This is a genomic window from Asanoa sp. NPDC049573, from assembly GCF_040676615.1.
Classification (GTDB): domain Bacteria; phylum Actinomycetota; class Actinomycetes; order Mycobacteriales; family Micromonosporaceae; genus Asanoa.
On the sequence record NZ_JBFAPI010000009.1, the window covers coordinates 226370 to 246013 of the forward strand.

At 72.2% G+C, this 19644-nt stretch carries 11 protein-coding genes and 1 pseudogene; 8 read left to right on the forward strand and 4 right to left on the reverse strand.

Annotated elements, in window-relative coordinates; genetic code table 11:
• Positions 1 to 3 precede the first annotated feature (3 nt).
• A pseudogene (locus AB0J74_RS21740) lies at positions 4 to 906 on the forward strand (arginase family protein); the annotation flags it as partial.
• Positions 907 to 2018: 1112 nt separating this feature from the next.
• The gene (locus AB0J74_RS21745; protein ID WP_363450582.1) at positions 2019 to 2909 is read left to right on the forward strand and encodes a Shedu anti-phage system protein SduA domain-containing protein; all 891 of its coding nucleotides are present in this window, start codon (positions 2019 to 2021) and stop codon (positions 2907 to 2909) included.
• Positions 2910 to 2912: 3 nt separating this feature from the next.
• On the opposite strand, the gene AB0J74_RS21750 is transcribed toward AB0J74_RS21745, so the two are convergent.
• Positions 2913 to 4841 (reverse strand): penicillin-binding transpeptidase domain-containing protein, encoded by a 1929-nt coding sequence (locus AB0J74_RS21750; protein ID WP_363450584.1) that lies wholly within the window; start codon positions 4839 to 4841, stop codon positions 2913 to 2915.
• A gap of 173 nt (positions 4842 to 5014) precedes the next feature.
• Here AB0J74_RS21750 and AB0J74_RS21755 point away from each other — a divergent pair, with 173 nt between their 5' ends.
• The 4 genes from AB0J74_RS21755 (at position 5015) to AB0J74_RS21770 (ending at position 13382) form a co-directional block, all read left to right on the forward strand.
• Positions 5015 to 9949, forward strand: a complete 4935-nt coding sequence (locus AB0J74_RS21755; RefSeq protein WP_363450586.1) for an NAD-glutamate dehydrogenase — start codon at positions 5015 to 5017, stop codon at positions 9947 to 9949.
• A gap of 87 nt (positions 9950 to 10036) precedes the next feature.
• Entirely contained in the window at positions 10037 to 10510 is a 474-nt protein-coding gene (locus AB0J74_RS21760) for a DUF4396 domain-containing protein (protein WP_363450588.1), read from the forward strand.
• Positions 10511 to 10554: 44 nt separating this feature from the next.
• Positions 10555 to 12696: a heavy metal translocating P-type ATPase gene (locus AB0J74_RS21765; RefSeq protein ID WP_363450590.1), complete on the forward strand. Its 2142-nt coding sequence runs from the start codon at positions 10555 to 10557 to the stop codon at positions 12694 to 12696.
• A 14-nt stretch (positions 12697 to 12710) separates the two neighbouring features.
• On the forward strand, positions 12711 to 13382 hold the full coding sequence (locus tag AB0J74_RS21770; RefSeq protein ID WP_363450592.1) for a GNAT family N-acetyltransferase: 672 nt from the start codon (positions 12711 to 12713) through the stop codon (positions 13380 to 13382).
• A 297-nt stretch (positions 13383 to 13679) separates the two neighbouring features.
• Here AB0J74_RS21770 and AB0J74_RS21775 read toward each other — a convergent pair whose 3' ends face one another.
• Positions 13680 to 14855 carry an ROK family transcriptional regulator gene (locus AB0J74_RS21775; protein WP_363450594.1) on the reverse strand — a complete coding sequence of 392 codons (1176 nt, stop codon included), beginning with the start codon at positions 14853 to 14855 and terminating at the stop codon, positions 13680 to 13682.
• Positions 14856 to 14988: 133 nt separating this feature from the next.
• Between AB0J74_RS21775 and AB0J74_RS21780 the strand changes: the two genes are divergently transcribed.
• Together AB0J74_RS21780 and AB0J74_RS21785 are read left to right on the forward strand one after the other, a co-directional pair.
• Positions 14989 to 16437, forward strand: a complete 1449-nt coding sequence (locus tag AB0J74_RS21780; RefSeq protein ID WP_363450596.1) for a glycoside hydrolase family 3 N-terminal domain-containing protein — start codon at positions 14989 to 14991, stop codon at positions 16435 to 16437.
• A gap of 90 nt (positions 16438 to 16527) precedes the next feature.
• Complete coding sequence (locus AB0J74_RS21785) at positions 16528 to 17406, forward strand: TetR family transcriptional regulator (protein WP_363450598.1); 879 nt, start codon at positions 16528 to 16530, stop codon at positions 17404 to 17406.
• Between the two features lie 6 nt (positions 17407 to 17412).
• On the opposite strand, the gene AB0J74_RS21790 is transcribed toward AB0J74_RS21785, so the two are convergent.
• Both AB0J74_RS21790 and AB0J74_RS21795 read right to left on the reverse strand, forming a co-directional pair.
• Positions 17413 to 18255, reverse strand: a complete 843-nt coding sequence (locus AB0J74_RS21790; protein WP_363450600.1) for a hypothetical protein — start codon at positions 18253 to 18255, stop codon at positions 17413 to 17415.
• Between the two features lie 23 nt (positions 18256 to 18278).
• Positions 18279 to 19604 (reverse strand): serine hydrolase domain-containing protein, encoded by a 1326-nt coding sequence (locus tag AB0J74_RS21795; protein WP_363450602.1) that lies wholly within the window; start codon positions 19602 to 19604, stop codon positions 18279 to 18281.
• Positions 19605 to 19644: the final 40 nt, after the last annotated feature.

Below are 19644 nucleotides of genomic sequence, written 5' to 3' on the forward strand. Positions count from 1 at the left end.
GCCGTGCGCCGGATCGCACTCCTGGACGCGCCGTCGAACCTGGGCCTACGACCGCCCACGCCGACGTCGACTCCCGGCTGCGCCAAGGCGCCCGGCGCTCTCCGCGACCAGGGCCTGCTGGCCCGCCTGGCCGCCCGCGACGCGGGCTGTCTCACCCCACCCCGCTACGACCCGGGTGACTGGCGCCCGGGCGACGGCGTCTGCCACGCGGATGCCATCGCCGCCTATTCGGTGGCGTTGGCGGGCCGCATCGGCGCGATCATCGACGCCGACGAGTTCCCGGTGGTCCTCGGCGGCGACTGCTCCATCCTGCTGGGCTCGGCACTGGCGATGCACCGCCTCGGCGAGGCGGTCGGCGGCCGCATCGGGCTGGTCTTCGTCGACGGCCACTCCGATTTCCGGCACCCCGGCAACGCGTCCTATGTGGGCGCCGCGGCCGGCGAGGACCTGGCCCTGGCCACCGGACGCGGCCAGGCCGACCTGGCCGCCATCGAGGGCCGAAGACCCTACTTCCGCGACATCGACGTGGTGGTCCTGGGCATCCGCGCGCAAGACGAATACCGGCTCGACCTTCAGGCCGCCGGCATCGTCACCCGCGCGGTGCCGGCCCTTCGCGCCGAGGGCGCGGCACGCACCGCGCAGTGGGCCCGCGACCAGCTCGCCGACTGCGCCGGGTACTGGGTACACGTCGACGTCGACGTGCTCGATCCGGCCGTACTGCCCGCGGTCGACGCGCCCGACCCGGGCGGGATCGCCTTTCCTGAGCTGGAGTTGTTGATCGCCGGGCTGGTCGACACCCCGCATTGCCTGGGCATCGAGCTCACCGTCTTCGACCCGGACTACGACCCCGACGGCACCTACGCGGCCGAGATCGTCAGCGCCGTCGTCGCCGGTCTGGCGCCGATCCGCGCGGCCGCGTCGGCCCGGGGCCGGTCGCCGTTGGCTTTCACACCGCGCCGCCGCCCGGCCCCCGACGGCGACCGCTTCCGGCCGCCGGCGATTCCGGAGCCACCGTCGCGCCCCGTCGCGGCCGCTGAGACCACGTCCGTCTGGGACTCGGTCCCCACCGACGAGCCGGCGGCGGCGTGGGAGCCGGTGCCGCCGACCGAGGCCGTGCCGGCGTGGGAGCCCGTGCCGCCGAGCCCTGGGTGGCAGCCCGAGGCCGAATCGGCTGCGGATGCGTGGGAGCCGGCGGTCGAGTCCACGGTCGACGCGTGGCAAGCGGCCGCGGAAGCCGACGGCCCGTCTCCGGAGCCGGCGGCACCCGACGCGGAGCCGAGCGCGGCTGCTGAGCCCGCGGCCGGGCCCGAGCCGACCGTCGGCGAGGCCGAGCCGGCCAAGAAGCCGGCCATCGGGCGACAGCGCCGGTCCGCCTTCGACGCGCTGACCGACGACACCGCCAACAACCACAAGCGACGCTCGGCGGCCGAGATCCTGGCCGCCCCTCTCGGCGGCGACGCGACCGGACCCGGTCGCTTGCGCCGCTCACCCAGCGGCGACGCCACCGCACCAGGCCGACTGCGCCGGTCCGCCGACGACGATGTGGTGCCTCCTTCAGGGCGGCTGCGTCGTGCGGCTGACGACGACGTGGTGCTTCCTTCAGGGCGGCTGCGTCGTGCGGCTGACGACGACGTGGTGCTTCCTTCCGGGCGGCTGCGTCGTGCGGCTGACGACGATGTGGTGCCTCCTTCCGGGCGGCTGCGTCGTGCGGCTGACGACGATGTGGCGCCTCCTTCCGGGCGGCTGCGTCGTGCGGCTGACGACGACGTGACGCCTCCTTCCGGGCGGCTGCGTCGCGCGACCGATGACGAGGCCGGCGCTCCCGGCGAACCGCGCCGCGCGTCCGATGACGACGCCTCTGCTCCGGGCCGGTTGCGACGGACGACGGACGACGACGCGACCGGCCCTGGCCGGCTGCGGCGGGCCGACGAGGGTGACGCGATCACGACCGACGTCCGCCCGGGTGGGTTGCGGCGGCCGACGACGCCGCCCGACGACGCGGCTGCGGTCGACGAGGCTTGAGCCGCGCGGTGGCGTACAGCTTCACCAACTCCAGCGGCACGCAGTTCTTCCTGCACTCGAAGCGGGTCACCCTCCGCGGCGGCAAAGAGCAGCCCATCTACTTCTTCGCCAAGGAGGTCCGGTCGGCTGACGCCGTCAGCTATCTGCCCGACGGCTACGAGGTGTGGGAGAACCTCCGCAACGGGTTCCCGACCCTGCGGCGCCGGCCGCTGACGGGGGAGTCGTCGGGCGACGGTGGCCGGGCGGAGATCGTCATCGAGCCAGGTGCCGACGAGCTGACGGTTTCCCTCGTCGGCGACGACAACCTGGGCGTGAAGCTGCCGACCGGCGAGATCCTGCGGGTCGATCCGCGGGCCTACGTCGCCGCCGGTGGGGTGGCCCGGGCCGTCGACACACTGGAATCGCTGCTCGCCGACCCGACCACGAGCGAACTGACCTACCAGCGTCTGCTCGAGGAGAACCCGGAGATCCTGCTGCTCGACGAGTACGTCGAGGCCCGTCCCCAGATCAGCCTGACGCCGAACGACAGCACGCTGATACCCGACTTTCTCCTCCGGCCGGTCGGTCACGACCTCTGGGACATCCTCGAACTCAAGCGGCCGTCGGCCACGGTGTTGACCACCCGGGGCGGGCGGCCGCAGTTCACCCGCGAGGTGGCTGCGGCCGTCGCCCAGCTCCGGTCCTATGCGGAGGCCGTCGACGACCCCGCGGTCCGGGACCGGCTCGAAGCCCGCTACGGCATCCGGATGTTTCGGCCCCAGCTGCACCTGGTCGTCGGCCGGCTGGTGCCGCTCGACCGGGTGGCCCTCAAGCGGGCGTCCGACCCGTTCATCCGGGTCGTGGGCTGGGACGAACTCGTCATGCGGGCGCGGCGCCGGTTTCGCTGACGGTCAGTGCAGGGCGCGCAGGAAGCGTTCGGCCGCCGGGACGGCGGTTTCGCCGCTGCCACCGCCGTTTTCGACGAAGACCGCGAACGCCACGTCGCCCTGCCAACCCACGAACCAGGCGTGCGTGTGCGCCGGGTTGTCGTCGAACTCCGCCGTGCCGGTCTTGCCGGACACCGCGCCGCCAGGGACGTCCTTCAGCGCTGTCGCCGTCCCTGACGTGACCACCTGCCGCATCATCGCCCGCAGCGGGTCCAGGGACTGCGCCTTCAGCGCGGCTCCCGGCTTGGCCGGGCGGTCGGCGATCACCGAGGGCGGCACGACCGAACCCTTCGCGACCGCCGCCGTCGCCGACGCCATCGCCAACGGGGAGACCAGCGTGGTCCCCTGGCCGAAGGCGGCGGCGGCGCGTTCCGCGTCGGAGCCGCCGGTCGAGACCTTGCCGCTGAACGCGTCGACCCCCATGTCCCAGGTCCCCTCGAGACCCAACGAGCGCCCTGCCTCGGCCAGGCCGTCGGCGCCCAGTTCGGGAGCGAGCGACGCGAACGCCGTGTTGCACGACTTCGCGAAGTCGACCTGGAACGGCACCTTGCCGAGCGCGAAGCTCTCCGAGTTCTTGAACGACCGGCCGTCGACGGTGAACGTCTTCGGGCAGTCGACGGGAGTCGACGGGGTGACCTTGCCGGCGTCGAGCAGGCCGAGCGCGCTGACCACCTTGAACGTCGAGCCCGGCGGCACCTGCGCGGTGAAGGCCAGGTTCTCGCCCGTCCCGCCGTCGGGGCCGTTGGCCGCCGCCAGCACCGCGCCGTCGCTGACCCGGACCGCGACCAGGGCCGAGCGCTGCTTGACCCCGGCCAACGCCGTGTCGGCGGCGTTCTGGGTGCGGACGTCAAGGGTCGTCTTCACCGGCGCACCGGGCTTGGGCTGGGCCCGGAACAACTCCTCGCCGTCGTTGACCTCGCCGTCCGGCGCCTTCTGGGAGATCACGACGGCCACGCCGGGCGTACCCCGCAACTGCTGGTCGAATGCCTGTTGAATGCCGCCGTGGCCGACCAGGTCGCCCTCCGCGACCAGGTCGGGGTTCTTGTCGATGTCTTCCTTGAGCGCCGGGTCGGCCGAGCCGAGCAGCGCGCGGGCGAAAGCCCGGGTCGGCGCCAGGTCGCGCTTCTCCTCCCGGAACCGGGTGCCCTCCAGCGGCTGGATCTTGGACCTGATCTGCTGGTAGGCGTCGGCCCGCAACGTCACCACCTCGAGGAACTGCTCCGGGTGCTCGGCCGACTTGATCTTCTGAGGCAGGTCTTTGAGGTCGATCGGCGGCAGCGCCGGTCGCACGGACTTGAACGCGGCGTCCAACGCCGCGGTGATGCCGGCCGGGTCGTCGACGCCCGCCGGCTCGACGCCGACCACGACCACGTCGCGCGGCTCGACGATCGGCTTGCCTGCGCCGTCCAGGACGCCGGCCCGGGCCGGCCGCTGGCGGCGCAGCGCGAGCTGGTCGCCGCTCTTCAGCTTCGCGTTGACCAGTGCCGGCTCCCAGATCACGGACCAGACGTCGTCTTTGCCCTGTACGAGCCGGACTGTCGACGGATAGGCCCAGTGCGTACCGCCGGGCAGGGTCCAGTCGATATTGATCTTCGCGGTGGCGCTCTTCTCGACCTCTTCCACAGACCCGTCGCGGTGCACCGCGGGCGGCGACAGCTCGCCGGAGAGCTCCTTGAGAGCGGTCGCCACGTCGGTGGCGGCGACCTTCGCGCCGGTGCCCTCGACGAAGGGGATCGACGCCAGATCGCCGCGCTGCCAACCGGTCAGGAACGCGTCGACGGCCTCGTCGGGGCCGGTGTCGCCGGAGCAACCGGCGAGTCCGGCGGCGAGGAGCGCGAGGCCCACCAGCGCCGCGGCGGGACGTTTTTTCATCATCGGGTACGACCGACGCATGCCAACAGATCCTTCCCCCGGGAACACCAGGGACCCTAGTACGCGGTGCAAAGAGGGTAAGAGCATCCGTACTCAGGGAACACCTGATCCGGCGCTGGACCTCGTCCGCCGCCGCCGTACGCTGAAACTTGATTTGGCCCACAGCGTGGTGGGTTTCGAGGGGAGTGGCACCGATGGACCGGCGTCAGGCGCGCACGTTGCAGGATGCTTCGGAGGAATACGACACGGCGTTGGACACGGACGCTCCGTTCGTATCCGTCGGGGCCGGCTCCGCGACCGGCGACGACAGCGACGACAGCGAGATCGACGAACCGGTACCCAATGCCGAGCGGCTGGCCGCCGAAGCGGTCGCCCTCGCCGGCCCCGGCAGCCCCGAAGCCGCCCTGGTCGCCCGCTTCTGGCGGTTCGCGCCCGACGAGGAGCTGATCGGCTACACCGCGCGGGAGATGGTCGACGCCGCGCTGAGCCACCGCGAGCTGGCCGAGCAGCGGATGCCGGGCCAGCTCAAGCTGCGGATAACCGAGCCGGTAGCCGACCTGCCACACACCGTGATCGAGATCGCCACCGACGACATGCCGTTCCTGGTGGGCTCGGTCACCGCCCTGCTGATCGGCCGGCACCTCGACATCCACCTGCTGGTCCACCCGCTGGTCGTGGTCCGCCGCGAGCCGATGGGCAAGCTGGTCGAGGTGGCCGCCGAGGTCGAGCCCGACGACGCCATCGCCGGCGACATCGTGGAGAGCTGGATGCGCGTCGAGATCGACGCGATCCGCGACGCGACCGAGCGCGAGCAGCTCGAGCGCGAGCTGGTGCGGGTGCTCACCGACGTACGCGAAGCCGTCGAAGACTGGCCCCGGATGCGCCAGCAGGCCCTGGCCATCGCCGACGAGCTGGAGGCGACCCGGGGCACCGACGCCCGCCCGCCGGTGCCGGAGAAAGACATCACCGACTCGGTCGAGCTGCTCCGCTGGCTGGCCCACGAGCACTTCACCTTCCTCGGCTACCGCGAATACAAGCTGGTCCGGGGCGAGAGCGGCGAGCAGCTGCTGGCCGCCCAGATGGGCACCGGGCTGGGCATCCTGCGCCAGGACCAGACCGCACCGCTGGCGCTGACCGCGCTGCCGCCCGAGGCGCGGGCCAAGGTGCTGGAGAAGCGGCTGCTGATCATCACCAAGGCCAACTCGCGGGCCACGGTGCAGCGCAGTGCCTACCTCGACTACATCGGCTTCAAGATCTTCGATGACAACGGCGAGGTGATCGGCGAGCGGCGCTTTCTCGGCCTGTTCTCCAGCGCCGCCTACCGCACCAGCGTGCGCAACCTGCCGGTGGTCCGCCGCAAGGTCTCCGAGGTGTTCGACCGTTCCGGGCTCTCGCCCCGCAGCCACTCCGGCAAGGACCTGTTGCAGATCCTCGAGACGTACCCCCGCGACGAGCTCTTCCAGATCAAGACCGACGACCTCTACCGCGCGGTGATCGGCGTGCTGCGGATGGCCGGCCGCCGGCAGCTGCGCGTCTTCGTCCGTCGCGACGGCTACGGCCGGTTCATCTCGTGCCTGATCTACCTGCCCCGCGACCGGTTCACCACGCACAACCGGCTGCGGATGCAGGGGATCCTGCTGCGCCGGTTCAACGGGGTCGGGCTCGACTACACGACCCGGGTCACCGAGTCGTTGCTGGCCCGGGTGCACGTCGTGGTGCGCACCGACCCGACCAACCCGCCCGGCGAGGTCGACGTCGACGCGCTGGCCGAGGAGTTGGCCGAGGCGACCCGGCTCTGGGACGACGACTTCTCGTTGATGCTCACCCGCAAGCTCGGCGACGAGCAGGGCAAACTCCTCTTCACGCGGTACGCGGACGCGTTCCCCGACGGCTACAAGGAGGAGAACAACCCGTACGAGGCGTTCAAGGACCTGGCCAAGCTGGAGTTGCTCGAAGAGCCCGGCCAGCTCGAGATGCACCTGTTCCGGAAGAACCGCGACGACGACAACGTGCGGTTCAAGGTCTTCCGCTACGGCGAGCCGATGGTGCTCTCGGCCGTGCTGCCGGTGCTGCACTCGCTCGGCGTGCGGGTCGCCGACGAGCGCCCCTACGAGGTCGAGCGCGCCGACGGCACCGTCTACCTCTACGACTTCGGCCTGGAACTGCCGGCCGGGCAGGGGCTGCCGACCGCCGTACGCCCGCATGTCGAAAATGCCTTCGCCGCGGCCTGGCGTCGTGAGGCCGAGGTCGACGGCTTCAACCAACTCGTGCTTTTGGCCGGCCTGACCTGGCGGCAGGCGGTGATCCTGCGGGCCTACGCCAAATATCTGCGGCAGGCCGGCACGGTCTTCTCGCAGGACTACATGGAGTCGACGTTCGTCGCCTACCCGGAGATCGCGGCCCGGCTGGTCGAGCTCTTCGAGGTGCGCTTCTCGCCGCGGCTGGCCCTGGCCGACGACGAGCGCGACGAGCGCGCGGGGCAACTGGTCGACGAGATCGGCAAGCGCCTCGACGACGTCACCAGCCTCGACCAGGACCGGATCCTGCGCTCCTACCTGACGCTGATCCAGGCCACCTTGCGGACCAGCTTCTTCCAGCGCGGCAGCGACGGCCGGCCGAAGTCCTATGTGGCCTTCAAGCTCGACCCGCAGGCCGTGCCCGACCTGCCGGCGCCGCGGCCCAAGTTCGAGATCTTCGTCTACTCGCCCCGGTTCGAGGGCGTGCACCTGCGGTTCGGCCCGGTCGCCCGGGGCGGGCTGCGCTGGTCCGACCGCCGTGAAGACTTCCGCACCGAGGTGCTCGGCCTGGTCAAGGCGCAGATGGTGAAGAACGCCGTCATCGTGCCGGTCGGCGCCAAGGGCGGGTTCGTGCTCAAGCAGCTTCCGGGCGACCGCGACGAGGCGGTGGCCTGCTACAAGCTGTTCATCACCGCGCTGCTCGACGTCACCGACAACATCGTGGGCGGCGAGATCAAACACCCGACCGATGTCGTACGCCACGACGGCGACGACCCCTATCTCGTGGTGGCCGCCGACAAGGGCACCGCGACGTTCTCCGACTACGCAAACGCGATATCGGTGGCGCACGGGTTCTGGCTCGGTGACGCGTTCGCGTCCGGCGGGTCGGCGGGCTACGACCACAAGAAGATGGGCATCACCGCGCGCGGTGCCTGGGAGTCGGTCAAGCGGCACTTCCGCGACCTGGGCACCGACATCCAGACCACCGACTTCACCGTCGTCGGTGTCGGTGACATGTCCGGCGACGTGTTCGGCAACGGGATGCTGCTCTCGCCCCACATCCGGCTGCTGGCCGCCTTCGACCACCGGCACATCTTCCTCGACCCCGCCCCCGACGCCTCTTCGTCCTTTGTGGAACGCAAGCGGCTGTTCGACCTGCCGCGCTCGTCCTGGGCCGACTACGACAAGTCGCTGATCTCGGAAGGCGGAGGGGTGTTCGCCCGTACCCTCAAGTCGATCCCGATCTCCGCCCAGGTGCGCGAGGCGTTGGGGCTCGGCGACGAGGTGACGGCGCTGTCCCCGCCCGAGTTGCAGAAGGCGATCCTGCAGGCCCCCGCGGATCTACTGTGGAACGGCGGCATCGGCACCTACATCAAGGCGTCGACCGAGTCGCACGCCGAGGTCGGCGACAAGTCCAACGACGCGATCCGGGTCAACGGCAAGCAGGTCCGGGCGCGGGTGGTGGGCGAGGGCGGCAACCTGGGTCTGACCCAGCTCGGCCGGATCGAGTACGCGCTTCGTGGCGGCAGCGTCTACACCGACTTCATCGACAACTCGGCCGGCGTCGACTGCTCCGACCACGAGGTCAACATCAAGATTCTGCTCGGCGGCGCGGTCGCCGACGGCGAGTTGACCGTGCCCGACCGCGACAAGCTGCTGGCCGAGATGACCGACGAGGTCTCGACGCTGGTGCTGGCCGACAACTACAGCCAGGCCAGAGCGCTGGGCACCGCTCTGGTCCAGGCGGCGTCGTTGCTGCCGGTGCACCGCCGGATGATCATCGAGATGGAGCGGTCCGGCCTGCTCGACCGCGCGCTCGAGGGGTTGCCGACCGACGAGGAGCTGGCCGCCCGCCCGGCCGGCCTGACCGCGCCGGAGTTCGCGGTGCTGCTGGCCTACGTGAAGATCGACCTGGAGAACCAGGTGCTGGCCGACCCGGTGGTCGACGAGGCGTGGACGTTCGACGTGCTGTCGTCCTACTTCCCGACCCCGTTGCGCAAGGCGTACGCCGACCGGATGGCCGGCCATCGCCTGCGCCGCGAGATCGTCACCACGATGCTGGTCAACGAGGTGGTCAACCGGGGCGGCACCTCGTTCGTCTTCCGCACCATGGAGGAGACCGGCGCGTCCGCGGCTGACGTCATCCGGGCCTACGTGGTCACCCGCGAGGTCTATGGCCTGCGCGACCTGTGGGCCGCGGTCGAGGCGCTCGACAACCAGGTCCCGACGGTCGCGCAGACGAAGATCTATCTGGAGTTGCGGCGCCTGCTCGACCGCGCGGTCCGCTGGCTGGTGACCAACCGCCGCTCGCCGCTCGACGTGACCGGCGAGATCGCCCGCTTCGCCGCGGTGGCCGACCTGCTCGGCCAACTCGACACCCGCTTCGTGGGCAGCGAACGCGAGGCGCTGCTGGCGCACATGGAGGAGGTCGAGTCCCGCGGCATGCCGGCCAGCCTGGCCGCCGCCGCGTCCCGGGTGATGTACGGCTTCGGCCTGATCGACGTGGTCGAAACGGCCCGCGTGACGGCCCGCAGCCCCAGCGACGTCGCCCAGATCTACTTCGTGCTCAGCGACCACCTGCGGGTCGACGAGTTGCTCTCGAAGATCTCGCTGCTGCCGCGGGAAGACCGCTGGCAGACGCTGGCCCGGATGGCGCTGCGCTACGACCTCTACGCCGCGCTGGCGGCCCTGACCCAGGGCGTGCTGCAGTCCACTCCGGACGGCGCACCGGTCGAGGAGCGGGTGGCGGCCTGGGAGGCCGCCAACGCCACGGCGGTGGCCCGTTCGAAGCGGGCGATCACCGAGTTCGCCGACTCCAACGCGGACCTCGCCGCTCTGTCGGTCCTGCTGCGCCAGATCCGTCAACTCGTCCGCACCTCCTCCGCCAGCTGACCCTGACCCACCCCGACGCCCGTCGCGCCCTGCGGCGGGCGTCTCTTTTTGCTTGACTTGATACCCCCCGGGGGTATGCTCGACGGCATGGACAATCTGACGCGCCTGGCAGTTTCGGCGACCTTGCACTGCTTGACCGGATGTGCGATCGGCGAGGTGCTGGGGATGGTGATCGGCACCGCATTCGGGCTGTCCAATGCCGTGACGATCGTGTTGGCCATCGTGCTGGCGTTCCTGTTCGGCTACTCGCTGACGATCCGGCCCGTCCTGCGCTCGGGCGTGCCGGTCAAGGCCGCCATCGGGGTCGCGCTCGCCGCCGACACCGTGTCGATCGCCGTGATGGAACTGGTCGACAACGGGATGCTGCTGGTCATCCCCGGTGCGATGGCGGCCGGCCTGGGCGACGGCCTCTTCTGGGTCAGCCTCGCCGCCGCCCTGGTGGTCGCCGCCGTGGTCACCGTGCCGGTCAACCGCTGGATGATCGCCCGCGGGCGGGGGCACGCCGTCGTGCACCACTACCACCACGGGCACGAAGGGCACGAAGCGGGCGGAACCGCATGAACCAGCAGACGATCGGGATACCTCCCGGGGGTAAGGTGAACAGCGTGGAACACCGGATCGAGCTGGCTATCGGCGGGATGACCTGCGCGTCCTGCGCGAGTCGGGTCGAGAAGAAGCTCAACCGGCTCACCGGGGTGACCGCCTCGGTCAACTACGCCACCGAGACCGCGACCGTCCACGCGCCGGCCGGCATCACCGTCGAGCACCTGATCGAGACCGTGCAGAAGACCGGCTACACCGCGGCGCAGGTCGAGAAGGCCGACACCGGGCCGACCCGCGACGAGACCCACGACCTGCGGAACAGGTTGCTGGTCTCGATCCTGCTCGCCGTCCCGGTGATCGTCCTCGCCATGGTCCCGGCCTGGCAGTTCACCTACTGGCAGTGGCTCTCGCTGACGCTGGCCGCGCCCGTCGTGGTCTACGGCGGCGCCGCCTTCCACCGCGCCGCCTGGGTCAACCTGCGGCACGGCGCCGCCACCATGGACACGCTGATCTCCATCGGCACGCTCGCCGCCCTGGGCTGGTCGGTCTGGGCGCTGTTCTTCGGCATGGCCGGCGAGCCCGGCGTCCGGCACGGCTTTTCGCTGACCCTCGAACGCGGCGCCGGCACCGACGCGATCTACCTCGAGGTGGCCGCCGGCGTCACGGTGTTCGTGCTGGCCGGCCGCTATTTCGAGGCCCGGGCCAAACGCCGCGCCGGTGCCGCCCTGGCCGCGCTGGCCGACCTCGGCGCCAAGCAGGTGACCGTGCTCGACGGCGGCCGCGAGGTGGTCCGGCCGATCACCGAGCTGAAACCCCAGGACCGCTTTCTGGTGCGCCCCGGCGAGAAGATCGCCACCGACGGCGTGGTCGAAGAGGGCGTCTCCGCGGTCGACCAGAGCCTGCTCACCGGCGAGTCGGTGCCGGTCGAGGTCGGCCCGGGCGACCCGGTCACCGGCGGCACCGTCAACGCCGACGGCCGGTTGGTGGTCGTCGCGACCAAGGTCGGCGCGCAGACCCAACTCGCACACATCGCCCGCCTGGTCAGTCAGGCGCAGAGCGGCAAGGCCGAGGTGCAGCGGCTGGCCGACCGCATCTCCGGCGTGTTCGTCCCGATCGTCCTGCTGCTCGCGGCCGGCACGTTCGGCTACTGGTGGGGCACCGGCGGCGGGCTGGCGGCCGCGTTCACGGCCGGCATCGCGGTGCTGATCATCGCCTGCCCGTGCGCGCTCGGGCTGGCCACGCCGACGGCGCTGCTCGTCGGCACCGGGCGCGGCGCGCAGCGCGGCATCCTGATCAAGGGTCCCGAGGTCCTCGAGTCGACCCGCACCGTCGACACGATCTTGCTCGACAAGACCGGCACGGTCACCACCGGCAAGCTCGCCGTGGTCGACCGCCGGGTCGACGACGAGGTGCTGCGGCTGGCCGCCGCCGTCGAGGCCGGGTCCGAGCACCCGATAGGGCGGGCCATCGCCGCGGCCGCCGAGCAACCGCTGCCGGCGGTGACCGGGTTCCGCTCGACGCCCGGCCTGGGTGTCAGCGGCATCGTCGAGGGGCACGAGGTGCGGGTCGGCCGCGCCGGGTTCGCCGGCGACGAGCAGGCGCCGAATCCGACGGGGCAGACGGTGGTCACGGTCGCGATCGATCAGCGGGTACGCGGCCACCTGGTGCTCGCCGACGAGATCCGCCCGAGCAGCCCGGCCGCCGTCGCCGCGCTCCGTGGCCTCGGCCTGCGGCCGGTGCTGCTGACCGGCGACAACACGGCGGCCGCGACAGCGGTGGCGCGAGCCGTCGGCATCGACGACGTGGTCGCCGAGGTGCTGCCCGCCGACAAGGTCGACACGGTCAAGCGGCTGCAGGACGAGGGTCGCGTGGTCGCGATGGTCGGCGACGGTGTCAACGACGCGGCCGCGCTGGCCCAGGCCGACCTGGGGCTCGCCATGGGTGCCGGCACCGACGTGGCGATCGAGGCGGCAGACCTGACGCTGGTCCGCGACGACCTGATGGCCGCCGCCGATGCGATCCGCCTCTCCCGGCGTACCCTGCGGGTCATCAAGGGGAATCTGTTCTGGGCCCTGGCCTACAATGTGGGCGCGCTTCCGTTGGCCGCGGCGGGGCTGCTCAATCCGATGATCGCGGGTGCCGCGATGGCACTCTCGTCGGTGTTCGTCGTCTCCAACAGCCTGCGGCTGCGCCGCTTCCACTGATCGCGGAGGTTCCGGTGCTCGACACGCGCCTCTACCACCACCTGGTGACCTGGTTGGGCCAGTGGCCGACCAGTCAGGCGCTGCAGATCGTCGGCTCCGAGAGACGGCTGCGCCCGGCGTGGGACGGCTCGATCCGCCCGGCGATCGGCGTCGGCACGCCCGCCGGGGTGTTGCTCTCGGTGCCGCCGCCGCGGGTGGATGCCGTTCGCGCCATCGCCGACCTGCCGATGCCCGACCTGCTCGACAAGCTGCCGGGCGCGGTCGGCTACGACGGCTGGCGGGCCCTGCACGCGGTCTTCCGCTTTTCCACGGAGCCGGCGCCGCTGCCCGACGCGGGTGAGTGGCTCCCGGTCGCCGACCCGGTCGTGCCGAGCTGGCTGCGCCCGTTCGGCGACGAGGTGCTGATCGCCCGCGACGAAGCCGGCGACTACCTGGCCGGCGTCGGCATCAAGCGACACGACCCCTACGGCAACGAGCTCGCCGTGGGCACCGAGCCGGCCGCCCGCGGTCGCGGCCTGGCCCGCCGGTTGGTCGCGCAGGCGGCCCGCCGGGTCCTCGACGAGGGCGCGGTGCCGACCTACCTGCACGACCCGGCCAACCTGGCGTCGTCGAAGGTCGCCGCGGCGGCCGGCTTCCCCGACCTGGGCTGGTCCGCCTACGGCGTCTTCGGCCCGGAGGGTCCTTAGCATCGCGGGCCGGCCCTGCGGCCTCCGTCTGTCCCGCGGGCATCCGTCGGTCCCGCGAGCGGGTGGCGCCTAGCCGTTTCCCGGTGACCTGGCGCGGCCGGACTGGCACGCGGGCATCCGTCCGTACCGCAGCATTCGTCTGTCTCGCAGGCATCCGTCGGTGCTCGGCATCCGTCGGATGCCGCGGTCGCCTGATGACCGCTGGGTCGCGTTTGTGCCGCACAGACCTCGGTCGAGCCATCCTCAGACCCGGCGGTGAGCGCGGGGCCCGAAGGCGGTCGGCTCGTCCGGCCGGCCTCAGCCGGTGGTTGAGCCGAAGAGGTCGTCGCGGACCGCGTCCAGAGCGGTCAGTAGCGCCCCGCGGAGCACCGGCTCGTCGTCGACCTGGGTGACCGCCACCTTGGGCGACACCAGCGTGATCGCGGCGACCTCGTGTTGCACCCGCTCGGCCAGCGCGTTGCCGCCGGCCTGGCCGACCTCGCCGGCCAGCACCACCAGCGGCGGGTCGAGCACCACGCAGGTGCTGGCCACACCGAGTGCCAGCCGGCGGGCGATCTCGTCGAGCGCCGGGCCGCCCTCGGTGCCGGCCGCGATCGCGGCGCGGATCGCGTCGGCCGCCGTCGCGCCCCGGAAACCGTGCTCGCGGGCCACCGCGCGCAGCGCGGCCGCACCGGCGAGCTGGCCGAACGGTGGCTGGGAGCGGCGCGACTGGTCGCGGTTGACCGGCATCCCGGGCACCGGCAGATAGCCGATCTCGCCCGCGGCGCCGCTGCTGCCGTGGTGCAGCCGGCCGCCGAGCACGATCGCGAGGCCGACGCCGATGCCGGCCCAGACCAACACGAAGTCGTCGACGCCGGCGGCCGCGCCGGTGTGTGCCTCCGCGGAGGCGGCCAGGTTGACGTCGTTCTCGAAGACCACCGGGGTGTCGAGGTCTTCGCGCAGCGCGGCGAGCAGGCCGCGGTGCCAACGCGGCAGGTTGAACGCGAAGGTGATGTCGCCCGAGCCCGGGTCGACCAGGCCCGGCGTGCCCAGCACCACCCGGCGCACGCTGGCCAACTGCGCGTGCGCGGTGCTGGCCGCCTCGACCACCGCGTTGTGCACCACGCCGACCGGGTCGTCGGTGTCCTTGGTGGACATCTCGACCTGGCCGACCACGGCGCCGGTGATGTCGGCGCAGGCGGCGAGCACCCGGTCGGCGGCCACGTCGACGCCGACCACGTAGGCGCTGCCCGGGCGCACGGCGTAGAGCTGTGCGTTCGGGCCGCGGCCGCCGGCCTGCTCGCCCACCCGGGCGACCAGGCCGCGTTCCTCGAGACGCTCGACGAGCTGCGAGGCGGTGACCTTCGAGAGCCCGGTCAGCTCGCCGATCTGGGCCCGGGTCAGCGGGCCGCGGGCGAGCAGCAGCTCCAGCGCGGCGCGGTCGTTGAGCGCGCGCAACAGGCGCGGGGTTCCGGGCTGACGGGTCGACCCCATGCGACATCCTCTAGCAATAAGGAATCTTTACTATTACATTAGTCGCCTTACGAGTAGGCGTAGCGTACTGGGAAGCGAATGGTGCGACGATCACACGACCCGGCAGGAGCGAGTTACAAGAGGGTGAGAACCGATGGCGATTGATCCCGCTCTGCGCCGACTCGCGCTGCGCACGCTGCTCGCGGCATACCCCGGCAGCAGTCCACCGCCCTGGGCGCTCGACCTGGCCGCCGAGGGGCTGGCCGGCTATACGCTCTTCGGCTTCAACATCGACGACGGCCCTCAGGTGGCGGCCAGCACGGCCGCGCTGCGGGCCGCGAACCCGCGGGTCATCGTGGCCATCGACGAGGAGGGTGGCGACGTCACCCGGCTCGCGCACCGCAGCGGCAGCCCCTACCCGGGCAACGCGGCGCTCGGCTCGCTCGACGACGTCGACGTGACCCGGGCGGTCTACCGCGCGATCGGCGGGGAGCTCGCCGCCGCCGGCGTCAACGTCGATCTCGCGCCCACGGTCGACGTCAACACCGCCGACGACAACCCGATCATCGGCACCCGCTCGTTCGGCGCCGACCCGGCGCGGGTCGCCGCACACACCCGGGCCGCCGTCGAGGGCCTCCAGGAGGCCCGGGTGGCCGCCTGCGCCAAACACTTCCCGGGGCACGGCGCCACGATCGCCGACTCCCATCTCGAACTGCCCACTGTGGACGCGCCCATGACCGTGCTCCGCGAGCGCGACCTGCCGCCGTTCGCCGCCGCGGTGGCGGCCGGCGCGCAGGCCGTGATGACCGCGCACATCCGGGTGCCCGAGTTGACCGGCGACCTGCCGGCCACGTTCAGCCGGGCGGCGCTGCACGACCTGCTCCGCGGCGAACTGGGCTTCGCCGGCGCGCTGATCACCGACGCGCTGGAGATGAAGGGCGCGGCAGTGGTCGCCGGCGGCACCGCGCAGGCCGCGCCCTTGGCCCTGGCGGCCGGCGCCGACCTGCTCTGCATCGGCGCCGACGTCGACGCCGACCTGATCGAGGAGACCGCCACCGAGATCGTGGCCGCGATCCAGGGTGGCCGGCTCGACGTCGACCGGGTCGAGGAGGCCGCGGAGCGCACGGCGGCGCTCGCCGCCTGGGTCGCGCGGCCGCAGCCGGTCGAGCCGGCACCGGAGAGCCTGGGTTACGACGCGGCCCGCCGCGCCGTGAAGGTGGAGGGTGACCCGATCGTCGGCGGCGTGCCGTTCGTGATCGAGTTGGCCGCCACGTCGAGCATCGCCGAGGGCCGGGTGCCCTGGGGGCTGGGCGAGCACGTCGACGGCGCCGAGACGATCCGGGCGGTGGCCGCCACGACCGGTGCCGACGAGTTGCTGGCCCGGGCCGGCAACCGGCCGATCGTGGTCGTCGCCCGGCACGCACACCGGCTGGCCAACGCGACCGACCTGATCGAGGCGCTGGCCGCCCGGCACCAGGTCACGGTCGTCGAGATGGGCTGGCCGTCGCGCTGGCGGCCCGCGGGCGTGCGGGCGTTCGTGACCACCTACGGCGCCAGTCGGGCCAACGGGCGGGCGGCGGCCGCGATTCTCGGACTCCGCTGATTGAACATGTTCAAAGTTCGCGTACGATAGGTCTGGCCGGCAAGTTGAACGTGTTCGACATTCCGGTGCGGAGTCGGTACGGTGGCAGCGATGACCGACCGTTCCGTTCCGCCGCCCGCCGATGCCGGCGGTGCCACCGAGCAAACGGGGGTCGGTGGCGCCGCCGGCGCCGAGCCGACGAACGCCAGCGGTGCAGCCGAGCCGATGAACGCCGGCGGTCGAGCCGCGGGCGCCGAGCCGATGAACGCCGGCGGTGGGGCCGCGGGCGCCGAGCCGATGAACGCCGGCGGTGGGGCCGCCGGCGCCGAGCCGGCGACCGCCCGCGGTGAACAGACCCGGCAGCTGATCCTCGACACGGCGCTGCGGCTCTTCCGCGAGCGTGGCTACGCGCAGACGACCATGCGCGCCATCGCGAAGGAGGCCGGCGTCGCGGTCGGCAACGCCTACTACTACTTCGGCTCCAAAGAGCACCTGATCCAGGAGTTCTACGCGGAGACCAGCGTCGAGCACCGCACCCGCGCGACGGCCGTGCTGGCCCGGGAGAGCGGCTTCGCCGAACGGCTCCGCGGTGTGCTGCACGCCGGCATCGACACGATGACGCCGTCGCACGAATTCGCCGCCGCCTTCTTCAAGACCGCGGCCGAGCCGACCTCGCCGCTGAGCCCGTTCTCGCAGGAGTCGTCGCCGACCCGCGAGGCGTCGATCTCGCTGTTCCGCGAGGCGCTGGCCGGCTCGACGGCCAAGGTCGACCCGGAACTCCGCGACGAACTGCCGGAACTGCTCTGGCTCGCGTACATGGGCGTGATCCTCTACTGGGTCTACGACAAGTCGGCCAACCAGGCGAAAACCCGCGCGCTGATCGACGGCGTCGTGCCGTTGATCGACCGCATGGTCGGCCTGTCCCGGCTGCGGGTCCTCCGCCCGGTGACCCGCGACGTGCTCGCGCTGATCCGCACGCTGCGGCACTGACCGGCGTCAGGGGATGGCCAGCAGGGCCACGCCGACGGCGACCGCCACGCTCGCGGCGATCCGGACGCGGCCCATCGGCTCCTTGAAGGCCAGCATGCCGATCACGGCGGCGACCACGACGCTGCTCTCCCGCAGTGCGGCCACCGCGGCCAGGGCGCCCCGGGTCTGTGCCCAGAGAACCAGGCCGTAGGCCAGTGTGGACATGACGGTGACGGCGCTCGCGGCCAGCCAGGCCCGGCCGCCGCCGGTCAGCAGCGGGTTGCCGGTCGTCCGCCGGCGCCCCAGCACGACGGCGAGCGCCGTGGTCGCCGCGCACTCCAGGCAGACCAGCCACAGCGCGTAGCCGCTGGCGCTAGCGCTGGCGCGTACGCCGACGCCGTCGGTCAGGGTGTAGGTGGCGATGGTCAGGCCGGTGAAGACCGCCGCCAGCACCGCCGGCCGGTTGGCCCGCACGCGGCGCCACGGTGTCAGGCCCAGCACTCCGATCGCGGCGGCGATCACCAGCACGCCGACGGCCGGCAGCGGCGCCAGCGGCTCGTTCAACGCGGTCGCCGCGACCACCGCGACGACCACCGGACCAAGACCACGGGCGAGGGGGTACGTCTGGTTGAAGTCGCCCAGCCGGTAGGCGGCCAGCAGGCCGAGGTTGTAGAGGACGTGGATCACGACGGACGCGATCAGCCAGCCCCACGAGCCGGCCGCCGGCAGGTCGACGAACCAGAGCGCGGCACCGCACACCACGACGCCGACCACACTGGAGCGGGCCATCACGGCGATCTGGTCGCCCGAGCCCTTGACGACGGCGTTCCAGCTCGCGTGCAGCACGGCCGCCGCCAGGACCGCGAACACGGCGGCGGACCCGGCCCACGGGCTCATACGACGTTGGCCGCCGCCACCCGCGCCGGGTCGGGGTCGGCCCAGCTCCAGTTGGGGTGTGCCCGGTTGGTCAGCAGCACGAAGACCAGCCCGCGGTCGGGGTTGACGACCAGCGAGGTGCCGGTGAAGCCGGTGTGCCCGAACGAGCGCGGCCCGGCCAGCTTGCCCATGAACCACGGCTGGTCGATCTCCACACCGAGGCCGTGGTCGGCGGTGCGCTGCGGGCGCTCGGCGTCGATCGCCGGCTTGCCCTTGTTGGCGTTGGTCAGCATCCGCCGGACGGTCGCCTCGGACAGGATCCGCTTGCCGCCGTGCGTACCCCCGTTGAGCAGGAGTTCGCCGACGACCGCGAGGTCGGCTGCGGTGCTGAAGACGCCCGCGGAGCCGGCGACGCCGCCCATGATGTTGGCGACGTCGTCGTGCACCGTGCCGCGCAGCAGGCCGCGGTTGGTGCGCGCGTCGGTGGCGACCAGGCGCGCCGCCTGGTCGGCCTTGCTCAGCCAGGTCAGCGGCTTGAAGCCGGTGTCCCGCAGGCCGAGCGGGTCGGCGATGGCGGTCTTCAGCGCCCGGTCGAGCGTCTGGCTCGTGAGCGACTCGACCAGGAACCCGGCGACCATCAGGCCGACGCTGGAGTAGCGGAAGGTCTTGCCCGGCACGGCGCCCTTGACCAGCGGCGTCGCCAGCACGGCCGCGCGCCGGGCGGCGTCCGACGACAGGCCGGTCACCGAGGCGCCGACCGGCAGCCCACTGGTGTGGGTCAGCAGCATCTCGACGGTGACGGCGGTCTTGCCGGTGCCGGTGAAGCCGGGCAGGTATTCGGACACCGGGGCCGCGAGGTCGAGCTTGCCCTTGTCGACCTGTTGCAACGCCAGGATCGTGGTGAACACCTTGGTGATCGACGCCAGGTCGAAGACCGAGTCGTCGCGCATCGCCACCCGCCTGGCCACTGGCAACTCGACCGGCCCGGCCGTGTAGCGCAGCGCGTCGCCCACCGTGGCCCGGGTCTTCACCTTGCCGCCGGCGGTGACCAGGGCGACCGCGCCGGCGAAGGTCGGGTGCTTCGGGTTCTGCGGTGTCGGCTTCAGGAACCGGCTGAGCGTGACGGCCAATCTCGTCGGCGCGTTGGCCGGCGCCGGTCGCGTGGCGTTCGGCTTGACCGTGGCGTGCGGCGTGGCGGTGGGCTTCGTCCCGGCGGCCGGGAGTGGCCCGGCGTCACCGGCGGCCGTCCACTGCGCCCGCGTGGGCTCGGCACAGCCCGCGGCCACCGCGCCCACGGCGGCGGCCAGGCTCGCGGTCAGCACGGAACGGCGGGAAACAGGCACGGCGCAGATCGTCACACGCGACGCCGCGTCCCGCCACCCC